General features: G+C 66.8%; 24 protein-coding genes, 1 tRNA gene and 2 pseudogenes. 11 read left to right on the top strand and 16 right to left on the bottom strand.

Features of this window, described 5'->3' with window-relative positions; genetic code table 11:
- Positions 1-433: 433 nt before the first annotated feature.
- Both OG555_RS26285 and OG555_RS26280 read left to right on the top strand, forming a co-directional pair.
- Positions 434-919, top strand: a complete 486-nt coding sequence (locus OG555_RS26285; RefSeq protein WP_329475211.1) for a hypothetical protein — start codon at positions 434-436, stop codon at positions 917-919.
- A 564-nt stretch (positions 920-1,483) separates the two neighbouring features.
- The gene (locus OG555_RS26280; RefSeq protein ID WP_329475209.1) at positions 1,484-1,897 is read left to right on the top strand and encodes a nitroreductase family deazaflavin-dependent oxidoreductase; all 414 of its coding nucleotides are present in this window, start codon (positions 1,484-1,486) and stop codon (positions 1,895-1,897) included.
- A gap of 470 nt (positions 1,898-2,367) precedes the next feature.
- On the opposite strand, the gene OG555_RS26275 is transcribed toward OG555_RS26280, so the two are convergent.
- From OG555_RS26275 to OG555_RS26260, 4 genes are all read right to left on the bottom strand, one after another.
- A complete protein-coding gene (locus OG555_RS26275) occupies positions 2,368-3,387 on the bottom strand; it encodes an SRPBCC family protein (RefSeq protein ID WP_329475208.1) in 1,020 nt (339 codons plus the stop codon).
- On the bottom strand, positions 3,368-4,291 hold the full coding sequence (locus OG555_RS26270) for a hypothetical protein (RefSeq protein ID WP_329475207.1): 924 nt from the start codon (positions 4,289-4,291) through the stop codon (positions 3,368-3,370). Before OG555_RS26270 ends, OG555_RS26275 begins: the two co-directional genes overlap by 20 nt.
- A gap of 410 nt (positions 4,292-4,701) precedes the next feature.
- Positions 4,702-6,054: an IS110 family transposase gene (locus OG555_RS26265; protein ID WP_329475206.1), complete on the bottom strand. Its 1,353-nt coding sequence runs from the start codon at positions 6,052-6,054 to the stop codon at positions 4,702-4,704.
- 533 nt (positions 6,055-6,587) lie between these two features.
- Positions 6,588-6,980 carry a hypothetical protein gene (locus tag OG555_RS26260; protein ID WP_329475205.1) on the bottom strand — a complete coding sequence of 131 codons (393 nt, stop codon included), beginning with the start codon at positions 6,978-6,980 and terminating at the stop codon, positions 6,588-6,590.
- A gap of 254 nt (positions 6,981-7,234) precedes the next feature.
- Here OG555_RS26260 and OG555_RS26255 point away from each other — a divergent pair, with 254 nt between their 5' ends.
- Entirely contained in the window at positions 7,235-7,954 is a 720-nt protein-coding gene (locus OG555_RS26255; protein WP_329475204.1) for an HNH endonuclease family protein, read from the top strand.
- A 22-nt stretch (positions 7,955-7,976) separates the two neighbouring features.
- Here OG555_RS26255 and OG555_RS26250 read toward each other — a convergent pair whose 3' ends face one another.
- Complete coding sequence (locus OG555_RS26250) at positions 7,977-8,117, bottom strand: hypothetical protein (RefSeq protein ID WP_329475203.1); 141 nt, start codon at positions 8,115-8,117, stop codon at positions 7,977-7,979.
- A 500-nt stretch (positions 8,118-8,617) separates the two neighbouring features.
- Between OG555_RS26250 and OG555_RS26245 the strand changes: the two genes are divergently transcribed.
- Both OG555_RS26245 and OG555_RS26240 read left to right on the top strand, forming a co-directional pair.
- Positions 8,618-9,307, top strand: coding sequence for a hypothetical protein (locus tag OG555_RS26245; protein WP_329475202.1), 690 nt, complete (start codon positions 8,618-8,620; stop codon positions 9,305-9,307).
- Between the two features lie 225 nt (positions 9,308-9,532).
- Complete coding sequence (locus OG555_RS26240) at positions 9,533-10,126, top strand: hypothetical protein (RefSeq protein WP_329475201.1); 594 nt, start codon at positions 9,533-9,535, stop codon at positions 10,124-10,126.
- A gap of 225 nt (positions 10,127-10,351) precedes the next feature.
- Here the strand turns inward: OG555_RS26240 and OG555_RS26235 are convergent.
- Positions 10,352-11,709 (bottom strand): annotated as a pseudogene (locus OG555_RS26235) (IS3 family transposase); the annotation flags it as partial.
- Positions 11,710-12,247: 538 nt separating this feature from the next.
- Entirely contained in the window at positions 12,248-12,526 is a 279-nt protein-coding gene (locus OG555_RS26230) for a hypothetical protein (RefSeq protein WP_329475200.1), read from the bottom strand.
- A 34-nt stretch (positions 12,527-12,560) separates the two neighbouring features.
- Between OG555_RS26230 and OG555_RS26225 the strand changes: the two genes are divergently transcribed.
- The 3 genes and pseudogenes from OG555_RS26225 to OG555_RS26215 all read left to right on the top strand — a co-directional run bounded on the left by OG555_RS26225 (position 12,561) and on the right by OG555_RS26215 (position 13,694).
- Positions 12,561-12,749, top strand: a complete 189-nt coding sequence (locus tag OG555_RS26225) for a site-specific integrase (RefSeq protein WP_329475199.1) — start codon at positions 12,561-12,563, stop codon at positions 12,747-12,749.
- Between the two features lie 116 nt (positions 12,750-12,865).
- Positions 12,866-13,048: pseudogene (locus tag OG555_RS26220) on the top strand (ArsR/SmtB family transcription factor); the annotation flags it as partial.
- Positions 13,049-13,058: 10 nt separating this feature from the next.
- A complete protein-coding gene (locus OG555_RS26215) occupies positions 13,059-13,694 on the top strand; it encodes an SRPBCC domain-containing protein (protein ID WP_329475198.1) in 636 nt (211 codons plus the stop codon).
- A gap of 62 nt (positions 13,695-13,756) precedes the next feature.
- Here OG555_RS26215 and OG555_RS26210 read toward each other — a convergent pair whose 3' ends face one another.
- Positions 13,757-14,290 (bottom strand): hypothetical protein, encoded by a 534-nt coding sequence (locus tag OG555_RS26210; RefSeq protein WP_329475197.1) that lies wholly within the window; start codon positions 14,288-14,290, stop codon positions 13,757-13,759.
- Between the two features lie 276 nt (positions 14,291-14,566).
- On the opposite strand from OG555_RS26210, the gene OG555_RS26205 reads away from it, so the two are divergent.
- The gene (locus OG555_RS26205; protein ID WP_329475196.1) at positions 14,567-15,409 is read left to right on the top strand and encodes a tyrosine-type recombinase/integrase; all 843 of its coding nucleotides are present in this window, start codon (positions 14,567-14,569) and stop codon (positions 15,407-15,409) included.
- A gap of 14 nt (positions 15,410-15,423) precedes the next feature.
- Here the strand turns inward: OG555_RS26205 and OG555_RS26200 are convergent.
- The 6 genes from OG555_RS26200 to OG555_RS26175 form a co-directional block, all read right to left on the bottom strand.
- A tRNA-Ala gene (locus OG555_RS26200) sits at positions 15,424-15,499 on the bottom strand.
- Positions 15,500-15,982: 483 nt separating this feature from the next.
- On the bottom strand, positions 15,983-16,627 hold the full coding sequence (locus OG555_RS26195) for a histidine phosphatase family protein (RefSeq protein WP_329475195.1): 645 nt from the start codon (positions 16,625-16,627) through the stop codon (positions 15,983-15,985).
- Positions 16,624-17,007, bottom strand: a complete 384-nt coding sequence (rsfS, locus tag OG555_RS26190) for a ribosome silencing factor (RefSeq protein ID WP_328522431.1) — start codon at positions 17,005-17,007, stop codon at positions 16,624-16,626. The genes OG555_RS26195 and rsfS overlap by 4 nt, the downstream gene beginning before the upstream one ends.
- Before the next feature lie 7 nt (positions 17,008-17,014).
- Positions 17,015-17,590: a nicotinate-nucleotide adenylyltransferase gene (nadD, locus tag OG555_RS26185; protein WP_328527030.1), complete on the bottom strand. Its 576-nt coding sequence runs from the start codon at positions 17,588-17,590 to the stop codon at positions 17,015-17,017.
- Positions 17,591-17,646: 56 nt separating this feature from the next.
- Positions 17,647-17,802 (bottom strand): hypothetical protein, encoded by a 156-nt coding sequence (locus tag OG555_RS26180; protein WP_329475194.1) that lies wholly within the window; start codon positions 17,800-17,802, stop codon positions 17,647-17,649.
- A gap of 89 nt (positions 17,803-17,891) precedes the next feature.
- Complete coding sequence (locus tag OG555_RS26175; RefSeq protein ID WP_329475193.1) at positions 17,892-18,020, bottom strand: hypothetical protein; 129 nt, start codon at positions 18,018-18,020, stop codon at positions 17,892-17,894.
- Positions 18,021-18,164: 144 nt separating this feature from the next.
- Between OG555_RS26175 and OG555_RS26170 the strand changes: the two genes are divergently transcribed.
- A complete protein-coding gene (locus OG555_RS26170) occupies positions 18,165-18,614 on the top strand; it encodes an Lrp/AsnC family transcriptional regulator (protein WP_329475192.1) in 450 nt (149 codons plus the stop codon).
- Here the strand turns inward: OG555_RS26170 and OG555_RS26165 are convergent.
- Entirely contained in the window at positions 18,547-19,746 is a 1,200-nt protein-coding gene (locus tag OG555_RS26165) for an MFS transporter (RefSeq protein WP_329475191.1), read from the bottom strand. The two genes, OG555_RS26170 and OG555_RS26165, sit on opposite strands and share 68 nt — an antisense overlap.
- Before the next feature lie 56 nt (positions 19,747-19,802).
- Between OG555_RS26165 and OG555_RS26160 the strand changes: the two genes are divergently transcribed.
- Positions 19,803-20,690, top strand: a complete 888-nt coding sequence (locus tag OG555_RS26160; protein WP_329475190.1) for a winged helix-turn-helix transcriptional regulator — start codon at positions 19,803-19,805, stop codon at positions 20,688-20,690.
- On the opposite strand, the gene OG555_RS26155 is transcribed toward OG555_RS26160, so the two are convergent.
- On the bottom strand, positions 20,677-21,564 hold the full coding sequence (locus OG555_RS26155; protein WP_329475189.1) for an alpha/beta fold hydrolase: 888 nt from the start codon (positions 21,562-21,564) through the stop codon (positions 20,677-20,679). The genes OG555_RS26160 and OG555_RS26155 overlap by 14 nt on opposite strands.

The following is a 21,564-nucleotide window of genomic DNA, read 5'->3' as shown; positions in this document are numbered from 1 at the left end:
ACGCATGCGAACTGCGGCAGACGGGGCCGCGTGACCGGGCGCGACTATGCGACCCGGGTGTGGGCGTTCGGCACCCGAGATGGACTCGTCGTTGCGCTGCTCTACGGCGCAAACTCCGACTGGGTGAGCGTGGCCGGGCTGACACCGACCCCCCAAAAGTTCCCCCGGCCGATGACCGGTGACAGGGCCGAACGCCCCCTCCTCGACGCGCCGCGCATGCCGTTCCGAGCCGTAGAGCGGCAGCAGGTTCGGACACTGCCCGGTACCAGAAACGGTCGGCTGCCCGGAGGGGGTCCATAGCCCTGACCGCTGGAGACGTTGGACCCTTCGTACGCCCGAGAGCGGAGCGGATGATGGCAGAAAAGACGTCCTGCCCCATGCGCTACTGGGGGGAAGACTCCCGGCGGCCAGGGGCCAACCGAGGGAGGTTCCCATGCGAGTACTACACACCCCGAGATCCCCGCAGAAGGCTCCGGCCCGCGACGGGCCGATCTCACGGACCGCGAAGTCGACCAGCCGGTTTGGCTTCCACTTCCTGGAAATGTGCGCGGTCATGTGCCTCGGAGGAGGCGTCTTGATTGCCGTGTTCTTCGGCGTCGCGGCGCTTCTCGGGTTCACCGACCTGACACAGGAAGCTCCCGCATTGTCAGCGCTCATCTGCTCCGTCATCCTGGCGGGTGCGATGGTTGCCTGGATGCGGTTCCGGCGCATGGAATGGCGGCCCACCTTGGAGATGGCCGGGTCGTCCGTGGCAGCCGGCGTGCTGCTGATCGCCGGGTACTGGATCGGCATCGTGTCGCAGCAGGCACTGGTTCCGAGCGTGTGCGGTCTGGCATGCGTGGCCATGGTCGCCGTCATGCTGTTCCGCCTGCCGCTCTACTCATCTGGCCACGCCGGCCACCATGGCGGTACGACCTGAGCGACCGCGGGAGGCAGGTCCGGAAAGCGCTGACCGTCTCGGTGTTGGCGGCCAGGACAACTTCGCCGACGTACGTGCCAACGAGCTTCCACCACAGATCGTGTCGATCCGCGTTGAGCGGGCCTGCACTCAGAAGGTGCGCGCACACCTCGTCGAGAGTCTCAAGGCTCTCAAGACGCCAGTCGAGGTTCCTGTCGAACTCGGCGGTGACGAGTTTCACGCACTCTGCGGCGATAGCGCGCAGGCCGGCCGCGTCGACAGTCATGGCTGATAGTCCCCCCCGCCTCGCATCCCTCTTCAGCAGCGAGTCAGCGCGCTCCGTCAGTCCTTCAACATCCAACCGGCCATCAGTCAGGGGAACATCCTCAAGTAGCCGCGATCCGCGCGCTCATGCCGATGACAGGAATCGCTCCTCGTACATGCGGGGCCGAGCAATCGCGGTACTGATTCAGGTCTGCTCGCCCTGGCGGGTGCGCTGACGCCCAGGACGCCGGGACCTTAGCCTCTGGTGGCGGCGAGCCTCTGGGCGAACCGTAGAACCGCCACCCATGGGGAGGTCCAGTGATGGTGTACTTGAAGCCGCCGGGGTTCACCCGGCATGTGGTCAACCCGGTGGTCAGCAAGCTCAGAACCGGCGGTGTCGAGCAGTTGACCGTGACCGGCCGACGTACCGGCCAGCCACGGCACGTCCCGGTCATTCCCGTCCAGGTCGGGCCACGGCGCTATCTGGTGGCGCCGTTCGGGGAGTCGGACTGGGTGCAGAATTTGCGCGCCGCGGGCGAGGGCGAACTCCACGGCCACGGAGGGCCAGAGCGATTCGTCGCCCGCGAGGTCCCCGTCGACCAACGAGCCCAGATCATTGCTGACTACCGCAAGATCGCCGGCCGTAGCGTCAAGCGGTGCTTCCGTTCACTCCCCGACCCGCACGACCATCCTGTCTTTGAGGTCCAGCCCCGCCTCCAAGCGACACAAAGGTGATCCCCGGGAGAGCCGCCGCATCCTTGAGTTTTCCGTACCGCTAGGTCTCTGCCCCGCTTACGACGCCGAGGGAGCCCCGATGAGCAGTGAGCGGGTGCCGGGAGATGCGGCACCGTCGACTCGAGAAGGGTCTTGACCGCGGGCCCGAGCCGAACACGATGTCAGGATGGCCTGAACCGGCACGAACTCTCAACGAGACGCAAGGAGCCGCCGCTCAGGGCAGCGGCAGCGTTGGGGTATGGGATGGCTGCGCGGTCCCGGGCTTGTCTGGAACTTCGTGAGAGGCGGTGTGCAGATACCAGGCCAGCACGGCGAGGCAGACCGCGCTGATGACCAGATGCACGATGACGACGGACCAGTCGGTGTGGAGGCCGGCCGCGAGGTTGTCGATAGCGGCTGCTGACGCGAACGCGACTCCAGGGAGGCAATGGAAGCCGGCTTCAGGCCTCGCTTGATCGGCAGTGTGGTGATCAAGCGTCGCCCTTTTGGCCAGATGCTTGTTGGTTGTCCTCGAGGTAGCGCTTCAGTTCGCCCCAGATAGCCCGCTCCTGCCGCCGGCCCACCGCCACGACGAGCGGGTGGATCAGTGCCGCTGCGCCATGGGGATGCAAGTTCCAGGCCCAGCTCATGCGCGTGCCTTCGGAGGTCGGGTCGAAGGTCAAGGCGCCCTCGATGTCCATGGCCTGCATGTGGGTGACGGACCCGAGTCGGTGCGGACGCTGGAAGTCGGTGTACTCGATGGTCATGGGCACGCTGCGCCCCATCGTCGTGGTCTCCGCCCGGAACGTCGTCCCGACCCCAACGGGGCCGGGTGTCGCCTTTTCGACCCGGTGCAGCCGCGGGTTGAAGTGGGGCTCGTTGCGTTCGTCGGCCACGGTGTCGAACACGATGTCGGTAGGTCGCAAGATGTCGATCTCGCCTCGCACATCGGCGCGTGGAGCCGCGAGGTCTGCTGCGATCTGCCGGAACGCGAGGCGTCTGATCAACTCGCTGGCCGGGCGCACCATCCGCCAGTATCGGCGGAACCGGCGCCGGCTGTCGGCGTCGGTGAGCGCGACCCGAGTCTCCACGGTGAGAATCGCCGAGGCTGCCCCATAGGGGTCTGCCCGCAGGCTCAGCGCGATCTTGGCGAAACCTGGCCGGTCGAATGCAGCGAACTCCTCCGCCGTCCGAGGCTGCGTTGGGGATGCGGCGTCCGCCGCCCAGGGCCGCGAGAGCTGACCGAGGACTATCTCGCTGCCGGCGCCTTCGGCCAACGTGAGCCAGTTCAACGGTGGCCCAGCCATGTCGAGGACCCGCAGGCGTCGTGGCCGCTGGCTCGGTGTCGCCAGCGAGCGGGCCCTGATCAGGGTCCGCACCAGAGGGTTCCGGAGCACGTCGAGCTCGCATGCTGCGCGGAAGCACGCCTCCGGTGGGGTGTGGAAGACGCTCGCGTGCACGATGGCGTAGTCGTAGCTCGGGAGCACCTGGTCAATCAGCAGTGTCACCATGCGACACCTTCTCTCTGGTGAGGTGGGCGTCGTGGGTCAGGCCGGCACGTGCGAACGTGACGCTGAGCAGGACTCCCACGGTGATCAGCACGAGCCAGGTGACCAGCAGCGACATCACCTCGAACCGGTAGTCCAAGCCGGTGCCGTAGATGCCCGCAAAGACAACCAGGAGAAGAAGGGTCAATGCGCCACCAGCAACGAAGACCCACGCGGTCGCGCGAGCCAGCTTGGATCCCCGTGTCGCCAGGGCGATGCCAAGGAACACGAACGCCAAGTTCAGCGTCGCGTATCCGACGTTCTCCAACCCGATGAACATCCCGTGGGGGTTGTACTGGGACAAGACCGAGAGGTCCTCCGTTTCACCAGTACGTAGGCCGGCCTGCAAGACGGTGAGCTGAACCGCGTAGTCGACCACCAGCGCTCCCGCCGCCATCACCGTCAGGCACACACCGGCAGCGCTGAACAGCCTCCGACCGGGCGGCACCCAGTAGTGGATGCAGACCGACAGGACGACGCAGACAACGGCCATCAGCAGCGTCGGGTACATCCACAGGTAGTCCCGCGGCACGAACGCCGCAGCATCGGTGTACGGATACGCGACGCACCCGCCGTGGCAGTTCGGCCCCGACCGCGGTGGTGTCGTGATCCCGGTCGCAACAGAGACTGCCGCAACCACCGCCGTCGAGGCAGCGACCCAGAAACCGAACCCGACGACCGCTGGGACATCGATCGGAACGGTTAGGTCTGCGTCGGTTCCACTCCTCCTGCCGGTCGGCGGATCACCGGGGACTGCGGCACTGCTCGCCACTGGCCATGCAGCCGTGGGCATAACCTTGCGTGCCTCCGCAGATGCGCCATTGCCGGACCTCCGATCCAATCGATGTACTGGGTCGGTCTTCTTCACGCTCTGGCTTTCCGCGGACAGTCACAAGAGGCGGAGGTCCTACCGTCCCGGGGAGGTCAGGCCCTGGAGGCGGAGAACAGCCGTGATCTCCCAGAACCAGAGATTGCCGGGCAGACCCGACGGGACGATCACCGCGCGTCGCGCCACCCATGCTCCGGGTATCACTGCCAGCCTTGCCAACCGAACGCCCGGACATCAGCGTAAGGCGCTGTGTGTCAAGCCTTCCGGTCCGGTGCCTCGTCCGTCGTCTGTCCCTGCATAGCGGTGATGGGGTTGGGCCCGTCAGCGTGTAATCGGGTTGTTCAGACGACGGGCGGGGCTGCCCATGATGTCCGGCGAGGTGACTGGTGTTCCTCAATGCCGCGTGGGGCTTGCCCCGACCGTCTGCTTGAGTGGCCGCCTGAGCGGGGTTAGGCGGCCTTGGTGTTGGCTGCGTGGTGTCGGGTGCCGTGGGTTGCGATGACCGGGTCCCAAGCGACGCCGCTGGTGATTACGGCGTGCATGTGCCGCAGGATCGCGGCCGCGATCGCGGTCTGCGCTTGGGTCGGGGTCAGCTTGTTGGTCTCTCGGGTTGTCAGGTGCCGGTAGCGGGCGGCGTAGGCGGTGTTGGTTTGCAGGGCGCCCCACACCGCGCGCCAGGCGTTCAGCCGGAGTCTGGGTCTGCCTTGGCCGGTGAGCTTGGTGCGGCCGGTGAAGGTGCCCGAGAGCTTCTCTCGGGGGGCGAGGCCGGCGTGCTTGACCAGGGCGCGTGCGGTCGAGAACCGACGGGGGTCGCCGGTCTCGGCCAGGATCGCTGCGGCGCCGACGGCCGAGATCCCAGAGATCGAGGTGACCAGCGCGGTCAGCTCGAGCTCGTCGAGGACGGCGGTCATCCGGGCTTCGGTGTCGGCGAGCTTGCGCTGGTTCTCGGCCCAGTCCTCCAGCAGCAACTGGACCCGCTCGAGGGCGCCGCGGCGGTGGGCGATCACACCGGTCGGGTTATTGAGCGCGGCGAACAGCTTCCGGACGATGCGCAGGCAGGGCTTGTGCCCGCCCCGGTTGGTGATCTCGCGGCGCACGGCGGTCTCGAACCGAGCCAGGCCGAGGCGTCGGGTCCGGGTGAAGTCGGCGTTGTCCCGGTCCACGACGACCCACATCGCGGCCGCCCAGGTGCGGGACCGGAACGGGTAATTGGCCGTCTCCAACGCGGCGGGCCAGACGCATTCCAGCAGGTCTCGCATCTGCTGGACCTGCGAGACCGCCTCGCCGATCAGCCGCTCCCGGCGGGTTCCCAGATGCCGCAGCCGACCCCAGGTCTCCTCGACCGGCTCGGGAACGTAGCAGCGCAGCTGGGCGGTGAGCCGGGCGATCAGGATCGCGTCCTTGTCGTCGGTCTTGTCGAAGGTCAGGTCCTCGCTCCTGCGCGCCCAGGAGGTCTGCATCGGCTGCACGCACACGAACGGCATCGACCGGTCCGCGGCCAGTTGCCCAAGCACCCGCCAACGATGTCCGGTCGGCTCGCACGCCACCGTGACCCCGGCGAACCCCTTCGCCGTCGCACGCTCGGCAGCCCAATCCAACGCGATCCCGAGATCCCACGCCCGACAACGAAAGGTCCGTCGTGCCAACACCTTGGAGTCGTGATCGGTGACCACCACCACCTGCTTGTTGTCGGCCAGGTCGATCCCGACGATCGCACTGCTCAACGGCACCAGCACCCGCAGCCGAACAAGCCGCGCGTTACGGTTCCGGTCACCTCGAGACACACCACTACTGTTGGACATGAACGTCCTCCTCCTGCGATGGGACACCAAGCCCTACAAGCGCATCAGGAGGACGTTCCTTCGCCCGGATCGACACGCAGAACGTCTTTCTATGCCGCAGTTGGCGCATTGCGAGGTCAGTCTCCGGCAAGCTGAGATCGTGCTAGAACCGACGCACCCATGCTGCCGTTCCTCGTCGATCTAGAGCGCGAGTTCGACGCCGGACTCGAGCGGGACTACGACCCCACGGAGCTGGTCAGGTACGCCATCGGAGCCAGCGACTACTGGGCCGATCTGACACTTGGCTGGCTTGACCAGGGCGTGCCGCCCCAGCCGTTGGTGACCGAACTGGAGCAGCTAGAGGCGGACAAGAGCCCGACCACAGAACCTGCGACACCAAGCGCGCCGCCCTGCGAAAGTCAACCGGACAAACGCACTGACATAGCCGCGATCCGTGCCGGCCGCCTACCGCCTCGGCGAACGACCCGAGCCGCCCGTCTGCCCGTGAGATCCCGCATCCCCGGTGGACTGCCCGCGCGCTTGACGCGTAATCGTCAAGCGCCTGACGGCTGTGCCGCCCTCAGGCTCTCGGCGCATCGAAGGCCCGCGACGGTGATCGCACCTAGCGCTGTCATCATCGCGACACCGAACCATCCTGCGGCCTGTATCGATGAGTCAGCTCCATCAACCGCGGTGGTGCAGAAGAGCGACATGATGATGCCGAGCACGGTGAAGATCACGGCTACTCCCGGTACCCCAGTCGGCTCGCGCTGTCGTCTGGCCACGAGGAGCGGCAATCCGCGAAACGGCAGAACATAGCCAATTGCGACGAACGCCGCAGTCGCCCCAAAGGCGAGGTAGCCAGGCATGTCGAGAACAACCGCCATCACCGCCAAAACAACTGCACCGAGCACACCGGCGGCCAGGACCAGCATCTTCTTGGGCACAACGCGGACACTACGTGTCGACCCAGCATGCCGCCAAGGCCAGATACACGGTTTGCAATCGCCGTTGCAGGTCGATGCCGCACAGACCGGTTCGCGTCGTCCACGTTGCGATTGACTGGTCTCCGTTCCGCACCTGAAGGAGATCGATGCTGAACCGCTGAGCGTTGCCCAGCTCGCGCAGCTCGTGAGTCCGAGAAGAGCCCGAGCCATGACCTGAGGCGCGCGAGACCTCAGCCGTACTTTAAGGTCACGTGATGCGCAACCCCCTTGCCGCCTGGACCGTCCTCGCCGTCGTCATTACCGGGTGCGCCTATCCAGTCGCCGGGGCCAACCCGGCCAAATCTAACCCACCTCCGCCAGCCATCAGCAGTCCTGTCACCGTTCAGCCAGCGACCGGCACGGCCAAACTGATCTCTGCCGACCTCCGCGAGCTCCGAGTCATTGCCGCCCGGCCTGAGGTGCCGGGATACAAGCGAGACCAGTTCGGGCAGACCTGGACCGACGACCACGCTGGCCGCGGTGGCCACAACGGCTGCGACACCCGCAACGACGTACTCGCGGCCCAACTGACCGCGGTGCAGTACCGCAGCGGCTCCAGATGCGTGGTCATCGCTGGCACCCTCCCTGTCGAGCCCTACACAGGTCGCCGGGTCGAGTTCCGCAAGGCCGTCGCGACCAAGGTGCAGATCGACCACGTGTATCCGCTCGCCCGGGCGTGGGACATGGGCGCGGGTCGATGGCCGCTCGAGCGACGCGTCGACTTCGCGAACGACCAGGCAGCGAACCTGCTGGCTGTTGATGGACCGGCCAACGCGTCAAAGAACGACGCTGGGCCTGGCGAGTGGCTGCCGATCAACCGCAGCTACCGATGCACCTACGTCCTGCGGTACCTCCAGGTCGCCCGCAAATACGCGCTGCCGATCACCGCGGCCGATCGCAACGCCGCCCAGGCGATCACCCGAACCTGCCCCTAGAAGGCCAGGTGTGGCGACGGCGTCAGCCGTCCAGTTGCTTGACCACCACTATGCCGCCAGCGGTTTGATGGTGGTCGACGAACCCGGAGCCGAGGTACAGCCGCAGTGCGGCCACGTTGTCGCCATCCACGTACAAGCTAAAAACGCCGTAGCCGTCTCGCACTGCACGAGAAGCGACGCACGTGGACGATCGCCGCAACCTGGGGGTGGTCGACATGCATGACTCGTGGCACGAAACGACGGCTACGCATGGGGAATCTCGCGCTCGCTGCAGGAGGCCGTGTTGCTAGAAGCCCTGGTAGAGAGCAGATGCGACGCTGTCGTTCTTCCTCGTAATGAGAAGGTCGGCAGTCGCATTGTTGGCTTACCGGGCAGGCCCGCCCAGCACGATGTGATCCGCCAGCAGAGGCGCGATTCATGTTCGCCGATTGATTCGTTACCGGCTGGAATGCCTGGCGACCCTGGGCGCCGGCCAACGCACGCACATGCCGAATTCAGGAAGGGCTCGACGGGAAGGCCAACTGCGGATCATGGCAGGGCCTGGCGTTATCGGGTCGAGCGCTCGTGGAGCAAATGTGCCGCCGGGCCTGGCCTGGTTACCCTCGGCGCGGCGAGTGTGGCAGCGGGTTCCGCTGCCAGGCGTGTGCCTGCGATGATTCGCGTGTGAGCACAGAGCGTCGCGTGGGACCGCAGTTGGCTGACGGTGCGGTCGGCCGCTGTTGGCGGGTGGCCCTGTCCATCCGGCTCGGCACGGGAGCGGCAGTCGTCGCGACTGGCGCGATCGCCCTGATCTCCACCGCGATGCAAGACGACCACCCGATCAGCGACCCGCTCACGGCGATCGCGATATACGCGGCGCTGTGGTGGTTTGGCGTCGTACGGCCCGCGGTCTGGCTGTCACCCGACGAGCTGGTTGTGCGCAATCGGTTGCGGACTCACCGAATCGCCAGAGACAACGTCGTTTCAGCCAGGTCCGGCTCGCACGGAATCATCATCATTCGACGAGATGGTCGCCCTTGCACCGCCGTGGGCTTGTGGAAGCCCAAGCGCGCCGAGGAGCGCGCGGCCAGCCTGATCACCTACTGGGCGCAGACCCCGCGATCGAGCAATCAAGGCGAGGCTCCCGAGAGTTCTTACGCGGAGACTCAGGAAAGCCCGACCAGGCGGCGCGTTGTCGACATCTTGGCCGCCGCCGGTCTCGCCATCGCCCTCACCATTCCGGCCGTACTCGTGGCCTGGCCCCACAACCCTGAGTGGCTGTGGCCAATCGCCTGCCTCATCCTGGTCATCGCTTTGGTGCTGGCCATGACCTCGAGCTCTGTCACACACTCTTCCTCGCGCAGGCTGAAGTAGCGCTTCCACTCCTCGTCTATTCGCTGCCCGCTTCGAGCTTCAGCCATGTGCTGGTCAGAGGTACGGATCTCCGGGCCGAACGCCCGGATTTGCCGCAGGTAGTGAAGGCGTGGACCTGCTGGTACGACGACCGTCTCTCCCAGACCCTCCGCCCGTCCATTCGCGTGCCGGTGGTAGACCGCGGTCTTCGACGATGGCAGGCCCAGCGAAGAGCATGATGGCTGCATGCCCGATTTCATGTGGCTCCCGGCCAATCAAGCATCGACAGAGGACGTCGAGGCGGTCTTCGCCACGGGTGGAGCCCACAAGTGCCGTTGCCAAGCGCTGAAGGTGCCCGGCTGGATCTGGCGGGACACGACCCAGGAGCAGAGGGATGCCGCGCTGCTGGAGCAGACCGCCTGCGGTACCACCGGACCGACGTCGGGGCTGATCGGGTACGTCGACGGCGAGACGGCCGGCTGGGTCGCGGTCGAGCCGCGGGAGAACTACCCGAGGCTGTGGAGCCGGAAGCAGGCGTGGATGCGGATGGACCCCGAGCTTGAGGGCGTCTGGTCAGTCACCTGCTTCGTCGTGCGCAAGGGCCGGCGTCAGTCGGGGCTGACCTACGAGCTCGCCGCCGCCGCCGTTGAGTACGGCGAGCAGGTCGGCGCCCGCGTCCTGGAGGGGTACCCGATCGAGCCGCCGCCGGGCAAGACCGTGATCTGGGACGAGGCGTCGGTCGGGCTGGTGCAGGTCTTCCTCGAGGCTGGTTACGAGGTGGTGGCCTCGCCCACCCTGCGGCGGCGTGTGGTGCGGCGACGACTGGGCAACCATTCATGACCGTCGCCCGACGAAGGGACCATGTCGCTCGGACGTGCCGCAGATGGCGTGCGCTGCGGCAACCGGATCTGCCGCAGATGGTGCATGTGTGAGCGGTTGACGTGACTGGCACGTTCTTGGGCACCGGGGACTGGAGATCCGGAATTTGTCAAGGTGGTTGAGGCCAGCGGGAGTTACGCGGCGGTCTGTTGAACCGTCTTGTTTTGTTGGGTTTCGTGGGTGGGTGGGTGGGTTGATCCAGGCTGCGTCGGGCAGGCTGAGAATGGCCGGTGTCGCGGTGGTGGTGAACCGTTCGGGGTTCGCGGTCCGGGCTGCGGCCAGGGCGTGGTGGCGGCGTTGGTCGGTGGCCGCGGCGAGGCCGTAGTGGACGTCGGCGGGGGTGTGCAGCCCGATGCCGGTGTGGTGGTGGTCATGGTTGTAGAACTGGGTGAACTCGTCGATGAAGGTCCTGGCGTGTTGCAGCGATCCGAACCGGTCGGGGAACACCGGCGCGTACTTCAGGGTCTTGAACCACGCCTCGGAGAACGGGTTGTCGTTGGACACGCGGGGTCGTGAATGAGAGCGGGTGACGCCGAGGTCGGCGAGCAGGGCCGCGACGGTTTTGGAGGTCATCGAGGTGCCCCGGTCGGCGTGCACGACCTGCGGGATCCCGTGGATCGTGAACACCTCACGCATCATTTCTTCCGCCAGGACAGCGGTTTCGGTGGCATGGACGTGCGCGCCGACGATGTAGCGGGAGTAGATGTCGATCATGACGTAGGCGTCGTAGTAGATGCCCTTGGCCGGGCCGGGCAGCTTCGTGATGTCCCAGGTGAACACCTGGCCCGGGCCGGTCGCGATCAGCTCGGGACGGGCCCTGGCCGGATGGCGGGCAAGACGGCGGCGGTCTTTCACCTGCGCGTTCGCGGCGAGGATCCGGTACATCGTGGACACCGAGCACAGATACTGCCCGCGCTCGAGCAGCACGGCATACACCTGCACCGGGGTCCGGTCGATGAACTCGGCGCCGTTCAAGACGGCCAGAACGTGGGCCTGTTCGGCCGGGGTGAGCTGGTTGGCCGGCGCCACCCGGGCTGTCACCAGCCCTGCCGGCGGCGTGGGTCGCCCGGCGGTGGCCCGGGAGATGCCCGTCAGGCTCGCGGCGTCCCGGGTCGTGACGCCGGCCGCGGTCAGCTCCCGGAACGCGCCCATCAGCGCCGCCTGGACGACTGCTCGTCCGGCGCGCTCTCGGAGATGTCCTCCAAGAGCGCGTGTGCTTTTCCCATGATCTCCAACGCCACCTCGGTCCGAGCCAGCCGCCGCTCGGCCTTGGACAGCTGGGCCCGCAACCGAGCGATCTCGGCCTGCTCGGCGCTGAGCCGCCCGGCCCTCGCGCCGGGCTCGCGCTCTTCCAGCACGCCACCGTCGCGCAGCTTGCGCCACTCGGTGATCTGCGACGAGTACAGGCCCTCACGCCGCAGATACCCACCACCCCGGCCGTCTTGGCAGGCCACCTCATACGCCGCCAGATGCCGAAGCTTCTCCACCGGGGTGAACGTCCGTCGAGGCCTCGGACCACCAGCCCTCGGACCCGATTCACTCATCACACCATCATCGACTACCGGTGCAAGAACAGAACCAGCCATATCTCTCGATCATCCTGAATCTCGCCCTGCAGGAGCGGACTTCCTACGAGCCGCCGGCCTCAACTCACCCTGACACGCAGGGATCTCACAGCCAGGGCCGGCCGTTTCCGGTGTCGTTGTCGTCATGTCTGGCGTGCTGCGGTTAGCTGTCGCTGCCTACTTGGCTCGGTTCAAGGGCCAGTCCCGCATCCACACCGAGTCGGACCTGCGGGGGTATCTGGTGTGGTGCGAGCGGCGGGGCCTGGACCCGCTGACAGCGGGCCGGCCACACGTTGAGCTGTATGTCCGGTGGTTACAGGAGGTGCGCCGGCACCAGTCGTCGACGGTGTCGCGCCGGTTGTCGGTCGTTGCGGGCTTCTACCGGACCTGCGTGATCGACGGCGTTCTCGAGCACTCCCCGGCCGAGTACGTGCGACGCCCGCACGTGCCGGCCCAATCGCCGACCCTCGGGTTGAGTCACCTGCAGTTCGAGGCCATGTTGTCCGTGGCCAGGCAATCACCCAGTCGGTTCGACTTCGCCCTGGTAACGATGCTGGGTCTGCTCGGGCTGCGGATCTTCGAGGCCACCGGCAGCGACATCGAAGACCTCGGCGAACAACATGGCCACCGGGTTCTGCGCGTGTACGGCAAGGGCGACAAGATCGCCCTGGTTCCGCTTCCCCCAGCCGTGGGCCGGGCCATCGAACGCGCCGACGACCGGGCGGCTGGACCGATCCTGCTGACGGCTCGCGGCACCCGGATGGACCGGCACTGCGCCACCCGCAGACTGCGGCACCTCGCCGAAACAAGCGGGGGTCAAGCTGCCGCGGATGCACCCGCACATGCTCAGGCACACCTTCGTCACCACCATGCTCGACGCCGGCGTCGACCTACGCGACGTCCAGATCGCCGCCCGCCACGCCGACCCGAGAACCACCATGCGCTACGACCGCGCCCGCACCAACCTCGACCGCCACCCCAACTACATCCTCGCCGCCTACATGGCCTCCGCCACCTGACAGAACCTTCCGGCCGCCATCCGAGCTCACTGACATGCCGATGAGCGGTTGCCCACCGGGGAGCGCTTCGGCGTCCGAAGTGTTGACAGATATCCATATGGAGATATGTTCGAACGGTGGCCCGCGCCTCGACAACTTCGGATGTCTTCAACGCAGTCGGTGACGTCCACCGCCGCGCGATCCTCGATGTGCTGCTCACAGGCGAGAAGCCGGTTGGGGCGATAGTCCGCGACGTCTCGATGTCTCAGCCCCAGGTCTCCAGGCACCTACGGGTACTCGGTGAGGTGGGACTCGTCAGGTGCCGGGCCGATGGCCGCCGCCGGCTCTACCGCCTGGCTCCAGAGCACCTTCAACCCTTGCACGACTGGGTGGCCAAGTACGAGCGGGCGATCAACGACCGACTGGATCGGATCGAGGACTACCTCGAAGAGTTGCAACGACAAGGAGAAGACAGTGGCACCTGATCGGCACGGCTCTGCAGTCATCACGTTCCCAAACGAGCTCGAGGTTGTCATCACCCGAGAGTTCGACGCTCCGATCGCTCTCGTCTTCGACGTGTTGACGAAGCCCGAGCACGTGAGCAGGTGGGGTGCGACACCCCCGGACCGGATGACGGAGTGCTCGATCGACTTGCGGGTCGGGGGCAATTACCACTCCTCCTTCGTGACCGGAGACGGAACCGTGTTCTCGTTCAGCGGGACATACCTGGAGGTCGAGCCGCCGGTCCGAACCGTGGAGACGTGGCACTTCAACTGTTGGCCGGATGTTGAGGCAGTCGAAACGATGGAGCTGCAGGAACGTGACGGAGTAACGACGTTCACCTGGAGACTCGCGTTCCGCGACAAGGCCGGACGCGACCACATGACCCGTTTCGACGGCCGGCAAGACAGCCTCGACGAGATGGAAAACATCCTCAGGTCACTTCTCAACCCCAGCCGCGCCTAACAAGGGAAACGCACTCTCATGCCGCGAAGGGTGAAAGCTCGATACTACCGATGAGCGCACGCTCAGCGAGGCCCGCGTCCGAAGAGTCGCGCCCACAGCCCGTGGGGCAGTTCCGATCGGGGTGCACGGTCAGCCGGTTCAGAGGCGGCGTGCCTATGGATAACCGATGTGTGGATGCGGTCGAGCGTCCGGGCTGCGCCATACTCACCTTCGCCCAGGAATGGGGCTTCGGCTTGAGGGTCGTATGCGGTGAGTCCGGTCGCTTGCTCGATCGCCGCGGCGACTTCATGGAGGATGCCTACGATCCGCTCGGCGTCGGGCCCCGTGTACCAATACGGAACCGTCAGGCTGAGTTCGCCCGGAACCATCGAGATCTGGATACCCGTCGCATCATCGTTGAGTTGGCGGCTGGTCGACACCGCGAACTCGCTGGCGTCGGCCAAGACTGGTCCCACAGCAGCCTTGACTCGATCCCAGGCCGCGACTGCTTCATCGTCCAAGGGCACGTCTTCCGAGTCGTCGCCCTCAAGTTGCGACATGACGTCTTCCCAGGACTGCCCAGGCTGACGCGTGAGGAAGTACAGGTCGTAGCTCACACGTGGAGGCTAGTGGATCCCCGAACTCATCTGCCGCGATTCGTGCCTCCACTGTCGCAGATCAGCTGGCGGACGAGCGTCGCCCATCAGTCGACAGAGGACACGAGAGTCTGGCCCTGGCCCACCGACGAAGCCCTACTTGGGGAGTGTCATCTCGTCCAAACCCGTGCTCGGGCATTCGGGTGACCAACGGTGAGTGGGAGTCGGAGAAGTACGTCGCAACGCCGCTCCAACTACTCCGAGCGAGCATGCGGCTCTACGAAGAACGAGCTCGGCTTGAGCGGACTGATGCTGGGTCTTCTCGACGGCTACACCGGTGGACGATGGGGCGAATTGGCCGGCCAGACTCCTGCGGAGTACGACGCGTTGAGGCAAGCCACCGCAGTGTTCGAACCGCTCAAGGAGGTCGACGGCCGGTTGCTCAAGAGCGGTGCTGACGTTACGGACCGAGTGACGCCAGGTTTCGGCCCCGGAGCCCGTCGCCCTCGACGGATCAAGCGGAACGCCCGCACGAAGTCCCCGGCCGGTGAGCGTTGGGTTCAACTTGCACCCACTCTCGCGATGATGTACGAGCTACTCCTCGCGACCAGACCAGCCGGATCTTCGATTGTGTTCACTTCATTGCAGGGCAAGCCCTGGTACCGGTCCAACTTCCGGCAGCGGTTCTGGCGACCAGCATGGGACGGTGTCGACGCGGACAACTCCGCATCGAAGCGGCATGTCCCGGCGATCCTGCCTGGCTTCACCTTCCACGAAGGTCGGCACACGCACTCCACATGGTTGACCGAGGACGGCATCGTGGAGGTCGCCCGACGTGCACGTCTCGGCCACAAGATGAAGGGTATGGGACGCGTCTACGACCATGTGACGCCCGAGATGGAGCGCCAGATTCTGGAGGCGCTAGAGGACCGCTTCGTCACCTCCGTCCTCGCCCCCCTGGACGATGCCGAGCAGGAGAAGCTGCTCACTTGGGTGCCCGTGATCAGGGTCACCATCGACAAAGCTCGTTCGGAAGCCGAGATCCTGGCAGCCAAGGTGGTGGGAGTGGATCTCCGCTCCCAAATCGCTCCCACGGGACGCGCTAACCAAAACAGGCCAGGGGGCAAAAGTGCCTCCTGACCTGCGGTTACTACTGGTGGAGCTTAGGGGATTCGAACCCCTGACCTCTTCCATGCCATGGAAGCGCGCTACCAACTGCGCCAAAGCCCCGCGGTGTCTTGCGACTCCGGAAGTTTAGCGGATGAGTGGCATCGAAGAAAAATCGGGTCGGGTACGTGGGTGGCAGCCGCCGAGGGCACCTGGTAGACGGCCAGACTTGCCTGCAGTCACGTCCGTCCAGGCCGCCCATCCCGCCCCACACGCACGCCCATCCCACGCACTAGACCTCACCCGCCAACCACAGCAAGCCGGACAGCGATCCGCGGCCGAAGGATGCCAATAGGCCTACCGCGAAGCGGTTTTGTTTGCACACCCGACCAGGCTCCATCACGCGCCGGCCACAGCACAGCGGACGAGGCTCAGCAGCCGCAGCCGCCGCAGGCGGCCAACAGACAGCTGCCGCGAGCGGTGTCGCTTGCGCACACAACCGCGCCTCTCCGCGCCGAGCACAGCACACCCAACACCAGTCCGCGCCGACCGCCGGAGGCAGCCAACAGTCAGCGACCGCGAAGCGGTGTCCTGGGGGTGGTCCGCTCAGCGTTGGGGGTCGTCGCTCATTACTGGTTCGGGGAGGGAGCCGGCGTTCCATTCTTCGATTCGCCAGCCGAGGCGGCCGGGGAGCAGGGAGACCCAGTTGCAGTTGGCGAGGCCGCCGAAGGCGGGCCAGTGGGCTTGGGGGATGCCGAGGAAGAGGCAGATGCCGACGCGGGCGGCGAGGCCGTGGGTGGCGATGACGATGGTGTCTTCCGCGGTGCCCTCGGCGGCGACCCGGCCCAGGGCGTCGCTGAAGCGTTGGGCGACTTCTTCGACGGTTTCGCCGGCGGTGCCGCGGCGTTGGGGTTCGCCGGAGCGGATGCGGGCGGCCGCTTCGGGGTTGATGGCGGCGAGTTCGGCCATGGTGAGGCCGGCCCAGTCGTCGACGTCGATCTCGCGGAGGGCTTCGTCGTACTCGATCTTCAGACCGGTCAGCAAGGCCAGTTCACCTGCGGTGGCGGCAGCGCGCTGAAGGTCGCTGGCGAACAACCGGGTCGGCGCCAGCGACGCCAACCGCAAGGCCGCCTCACGGGCCTGCGTCAGGCCGACATCATCCAAAGGAATGTCGGCTTGGCCCTGGATCTTGTCCTGCAGGTTCCACTCGGTCCGGCCGTGCCGCCAGACGATCAGCCGTCCCGCCGTCATTCTGAGGCAGCCCCCGGTACCGGCGACGGCAGCGGGATGACCGGGCAGTCGCGCCAGAGGCGCTCGAGGGAGTAGAAGCTGCGCTCCTCGTCGTGCTGGACGTGGATGACGATCTCCAGGTAGTCGAGCAGCACCCAGCGGCCTTCCCGGGCGCCCTCGCGGCGGACCGGCTTGGCGTCGAAGTCGACCCGGAGCTTCTCCTCGACGGCGTCGACGATCGCGCGGACCTGGCGGTCGTTGGAGGCGGACGCGACCAGGAACGCGTCGGTGATGGCGAGTTGCTCGGAGACGTCGAAGGCGAGGACGTTCTCCGCCTTCTTGTCGTGGGCCGCCTCCGCGGCCGCGGTGAGCAGCTCGATGGCGCGTTCGCTGGCTGGCATGTGGTTCCTAACGGTTGGTGTAGAGCTCACGCTTGGCGATGTACTGGACGATGCCGTCCGGGACGAGGTACCAGGTCGGGTTCCCCTTGGCGACCCGCGCGCGGCACTCGGTCGACGAGATCGCCAGCGCCGGCACTTCGAGCAGGGTGATCCGATCCATCGGCAGCTGGTCCAGCGGCAACTCGAGACCCTCGGTCCCGGGTCTGGTGCAGCCGACGAACTGGGCCAGTTTGAACATCTCGTCCACGTCGCGCCAGGTGAGAATCTGGGCGAGCGCGTCGGCGCCGGTGATGAAGAACAGTTCGGCGTCCGGATAGAGCTCGGACAGGTCGCGCAGGGTGTCGATCGTGTACGTCGGACCCGGCCGGTCGATGTCGACCCGGCTGACCGAGAACCGCGGGTTGGACGCGGTCGCGATCACGGTCATCAGGTACCGGTCCTCGGCCGCGGACACCACCCGGTCGGATTTCTGCCACGGCTGGCCGGTCGGGACGAAGATCACCTCGTCCAGATCGAAGTACGCCTGCACCTCGCTGGCCGCGACCAGGTGGCCATGATGGATCGGGTCGAACGTGCCACCCATCACGCCCAGGCGCCGGACCCGCTCGACAGAAGCCATGTCAGCCAGTATTCAGCCGCTCAGCTGTGCGGCCGGCCCTTGCCCATGATGACGGTGACGAGCAGCAGCAGGACGAGCACGGTCAGGGCGAACCCGCCGTACCACCACGGCGAGATGTGCGAAGCCTGAACGGCTTCTTCGAGAGCCGCCACCTGCGGCACGAGGAGCGAGAGCATGAGGCAGAGCCTATCTCGTGACCACCTGGAGAACAGCGACCGGTGGCCTCAGGAATGACACTGGAGGCACACCGGCCGCATTGTTGAGGTCAGCTGTGGCGGATGTGACGGGTCAGCAGCCGGCGCCAGACGGACGGCCCGGCGTGGGCGCGCCGGGACTGCGCGGCGACGCGGTGCAGCTCGTCGATGTGGGCACGGGCAACATCGGGGGTGATCATGATTCCTTCACTGGGTTGGTACGTCGAGGTCGGGGCGGGCTGTCCCCGACACTTGAAATTATACGGTTTGCCTTACGCTCTTACAAACGAATTAAAGGTCCACAAGATTCCCAGCCTTCGAATCTGTGGCAAACGGGAGGATTCATGGACGCGATCGATCGGCAGCTGATCGAGGCACTCCGGCTGAACGGACGCTCGAGCTGGGCCGAGCTCGGCCGGGTGGTCGGGCTGTCCGGGCCGAGCGTCCAGGAACGGGTGAGACGGCTGGAGGAGCGCGGCGTACTGCTCGGCTACCGCGCGGTGGTCGCGCCGGCGCAGGTCGGGCTCGGCACCAGCGCGCTGATCGGGCTGTTCCAGCGCGACGATGTGGAGACCGACGACATCGTCGAGCAGGTGCGGGAGATCGTCGCGGTCGAGGACTGCTGGTTCGTCGCCGGCGATCAGGAGCTCGTGGTGAAGGTCCGGGTCGCCGACGTCACCCAGCTCGAGGCGGTGGTCGGCTCGCTGCGCCGGGTGAACGGCGTGGTCAGGACGCGGACGACTGTCGTGCTGTCGACTCGCTGGGAAGGCCGGCCCGCTCCCCTGCCGGACTGATCACGAGTACGGCGCCTGCCGCGAGGGCGAGCGCGGCCGCTACGGGGAAGAGCAGCCCCGGGGTGTGCTCATACGCGGCGCCACCCAGGGCTGGAGCGAGGAACATCCCGCTGATCGACGCGGCGGCGTACAGGCTGGAGTAGCGCCCGACCATGCCGGCTGGGGCTGCGTCGGCGACATATGCGGTGGCGGTCGGCTTGTAGAGCATCTCCCCCGCCGTGATGACCACGATCGCCAGCGTCGCCCCCACGAGCGCCGGCCAGATGCCGAGGACGGCCAGTCCCACGCCCACCAGCGCGAACCCGACCGCGATCACCCGGGTCGCGCTGTGACCTCGCAGGCGGACGGCGAGCGGGGCCTCACAACACACGATGACCACGGAGCTCAGCCCGATCAGTACGCCGTACGCGACCGCCGGCGAACCGGCGTCCCGCAAGAGCAACGGCATGGTCGCGAACACCTGGCGGTACACGGTGTCGACGACCACGATCGTTGCCAGCAACACCAGCACGGTCCGGTCCCGGAGCAGCACGCGCCAGACGCCCACGCCCGTGGGTGACGACGTACGGCGAACGCCCGGCACCCACCGCCAGATGACGGCCGCGAGGACCAGGCTGGAGACCGCGTCCACCACGAAGACGAGCGAGAAGTCGTACGCCGCGAGCAGTCCACCGAGCGGCGGCCCGATGGTGAAGCCGGCGTTGCTCGCAGTTCGAGACAGGGCGATCCCTTCGCGGCGGCGCTCGGACGGGAGTGCGGTAGCGACGAGAGCGCTCAGGTTCGGGCGACTCGCGCCACCACAGAGTCCGGCGAGTGCAGCGACCACACCGATCCATCCAGCGGGGACGAGCGGCAGGGTCAGACAGGTCACGGCCCAGGCCAGTTGGCTCGCGACGGCGGCCATACGCAGGCCGAAGCGGTCGCCGAACCACCCACCGCCCAGATTGCCGCCCAGCAGACCCACGCCGTACGCCGCTGCCGCGAAGCCGGCCTGTTGCGCCGACATCCCGCGATCCTCGACCAGGTACAGCGTGAGGTAGATCCACGCCAGCGCGCCGGCCGAGCTGACCACCTGGCCGACCATCACCGCCTTGAGCCACCCGGGCAGTTCGGCGATGCGACGCCAGTACATGTCAGCCCCCAGGTAGAGTGAGTTCCTATTAGGAACTTATAAGCCCGGCTAGCGTGGTGGCAACCGGATTGGGGGGCGACGTGCGGCGGAGCAGCTTCTCACCCGAGCCGGACTGTGCGATCGCGCAATCCCTCGGCGTCATCGGCGACGGCTGGGAACTGCTGATCGTCCGCGACCTGGCCCGCGGCCTCGACCGGTTCGATCAGCTCGCGGATTCGTTGCACATCTCCCGCAAGGTCCTGACCGAGCGACTGACCGGCCTGGTCGACACCGGGATCGTCGAGCGATCGGCGTACCAGGACCGCCCGACCCGCTATGCCTACCGCCTCACCCCGCGTGGCCGGGCGCTGCTGCCGGTCCTCGTCGCGCTCCAGGACTGGGGCGACCGCTGGCTGCTCGGCGACGGCTCACTCACCGGCACGAACGACGCCGACGAGCCACCCGCTCACCGGATCCACGAGCTCGTCGGACAGCGCGTCCCCCAGCTCAGCCTGCCTTCGATCGCGGGTACGGCGCTCGACGTGATCGACCCGGATTCCCGCGCGACCGTCCTGTTCGGGTACCCGGCGACCGGCCGGCCGACGCCGCTGCCGGACGGCTGGAGCGAGATCGCCGGCGCCAGCGGCTGCACGCTGGAGAACCGCCTCTTCGCCGCCCGGTACGACGAATTCGCTGCCAACGGAGTCGCGGTCCGCGGGGTCAGCACGCAACGCACGGACGAACAGCAGGCGTTCGCCAACGCCGAGGAGATCCCACACCCGCTGCTGTCCGACCTCGAACTGGAGCTGACCGCCGCGCTGCGGCTGCCCACCTTCCGCGCCGGTGGGTACGAGCGACTCAAACGCGTCGTACTCGTGATCGGCGACGACCGCGTCGTCAAAGCCGTGCGGTATCCGGTCACGGACATCGCGGACGCGGTCGACTGGGCACTCAAGACTGCCTGAAGAACGCCTTGACCTCGGCCGCCACCCGCTCGACCGCCTTGGCGCTGCCGCTCAGATTGATTCCACCCGGGTCGCTGGACGAGCCGTGGTCGAGGCCGTCGAACTCGATCCGCCGGCAATGCGGAAGCACCTTCTCCAGGGCGTCCCGCCACGGCTTCAACGCCGGCAACCCCTTGCTCCCACCCATCAACAGCACATCCGCGGACACCGAGCGGAAATCCTCGAAGGTCCCGGCGAGTTCGGCGATCAGCGTGCCCTCGTAGTGGATGGTCGGCGCGAGCTTGCGCATCGTGATGGCATCCGCGCCGGCCTGCCGCTCATCCTTCACCAGCATCTTCTCGGTGATCCGCGTCATCAGCGGCCGCGGGATCACCTTCAGGAACGCCGGCGCCAGCTGCAGCCCGTACATGCTGGTCACCATCGCGCCGGCAAGGTTGCCCTCGGCAACCTCACGGTCGAACCGGGCGAGCCACTCGCGATGCGGCGTCGGATTGTCGACAATCGCAGGCTCATACAGTGCGATCCTCTGCAGGCTCGGCAGCGTGCGAGCCGCTTCCAGCACGACCGCGCCACCTGCGCTCACGCCGAACGCCAGCTCGGCGCCGGCGGCAGTCAGCACTGCCTCGAGGTCTTCCACCTCGGTCCGCACGGTGTGATCCGGCCGATGCGGACCGGACAGGCCGCGGCCGCGCCGATCCGGGAGGTAGACGGTGAAGTCGCCGGCCAGCGCCTCGGCGAACAACGTGTGGCTGCGCGCCGACTCCATGCTGCCGTGCAGTACGACGACCGCCGGTCCGTGCCCCGTCTTCCAGTAGCCGATCTCGGTGCCGTCGCGGGACTCCACCGCACCCTGGCTCAGTTCTGCTGTTCTCAT

The organism is Kribbella sp. NBC_01484 (genome assembly GCF_036227145.1).
Lineage (GTDB): Bacteria > Actinomycetota > Actinomycetes > Propionibacteriales > Kribbellaceae > Kribbella.
Note: the sequence above shows the minus strand (reverse complement) of the source record. Positions and strands in the feature narration are given on the sequence as shown.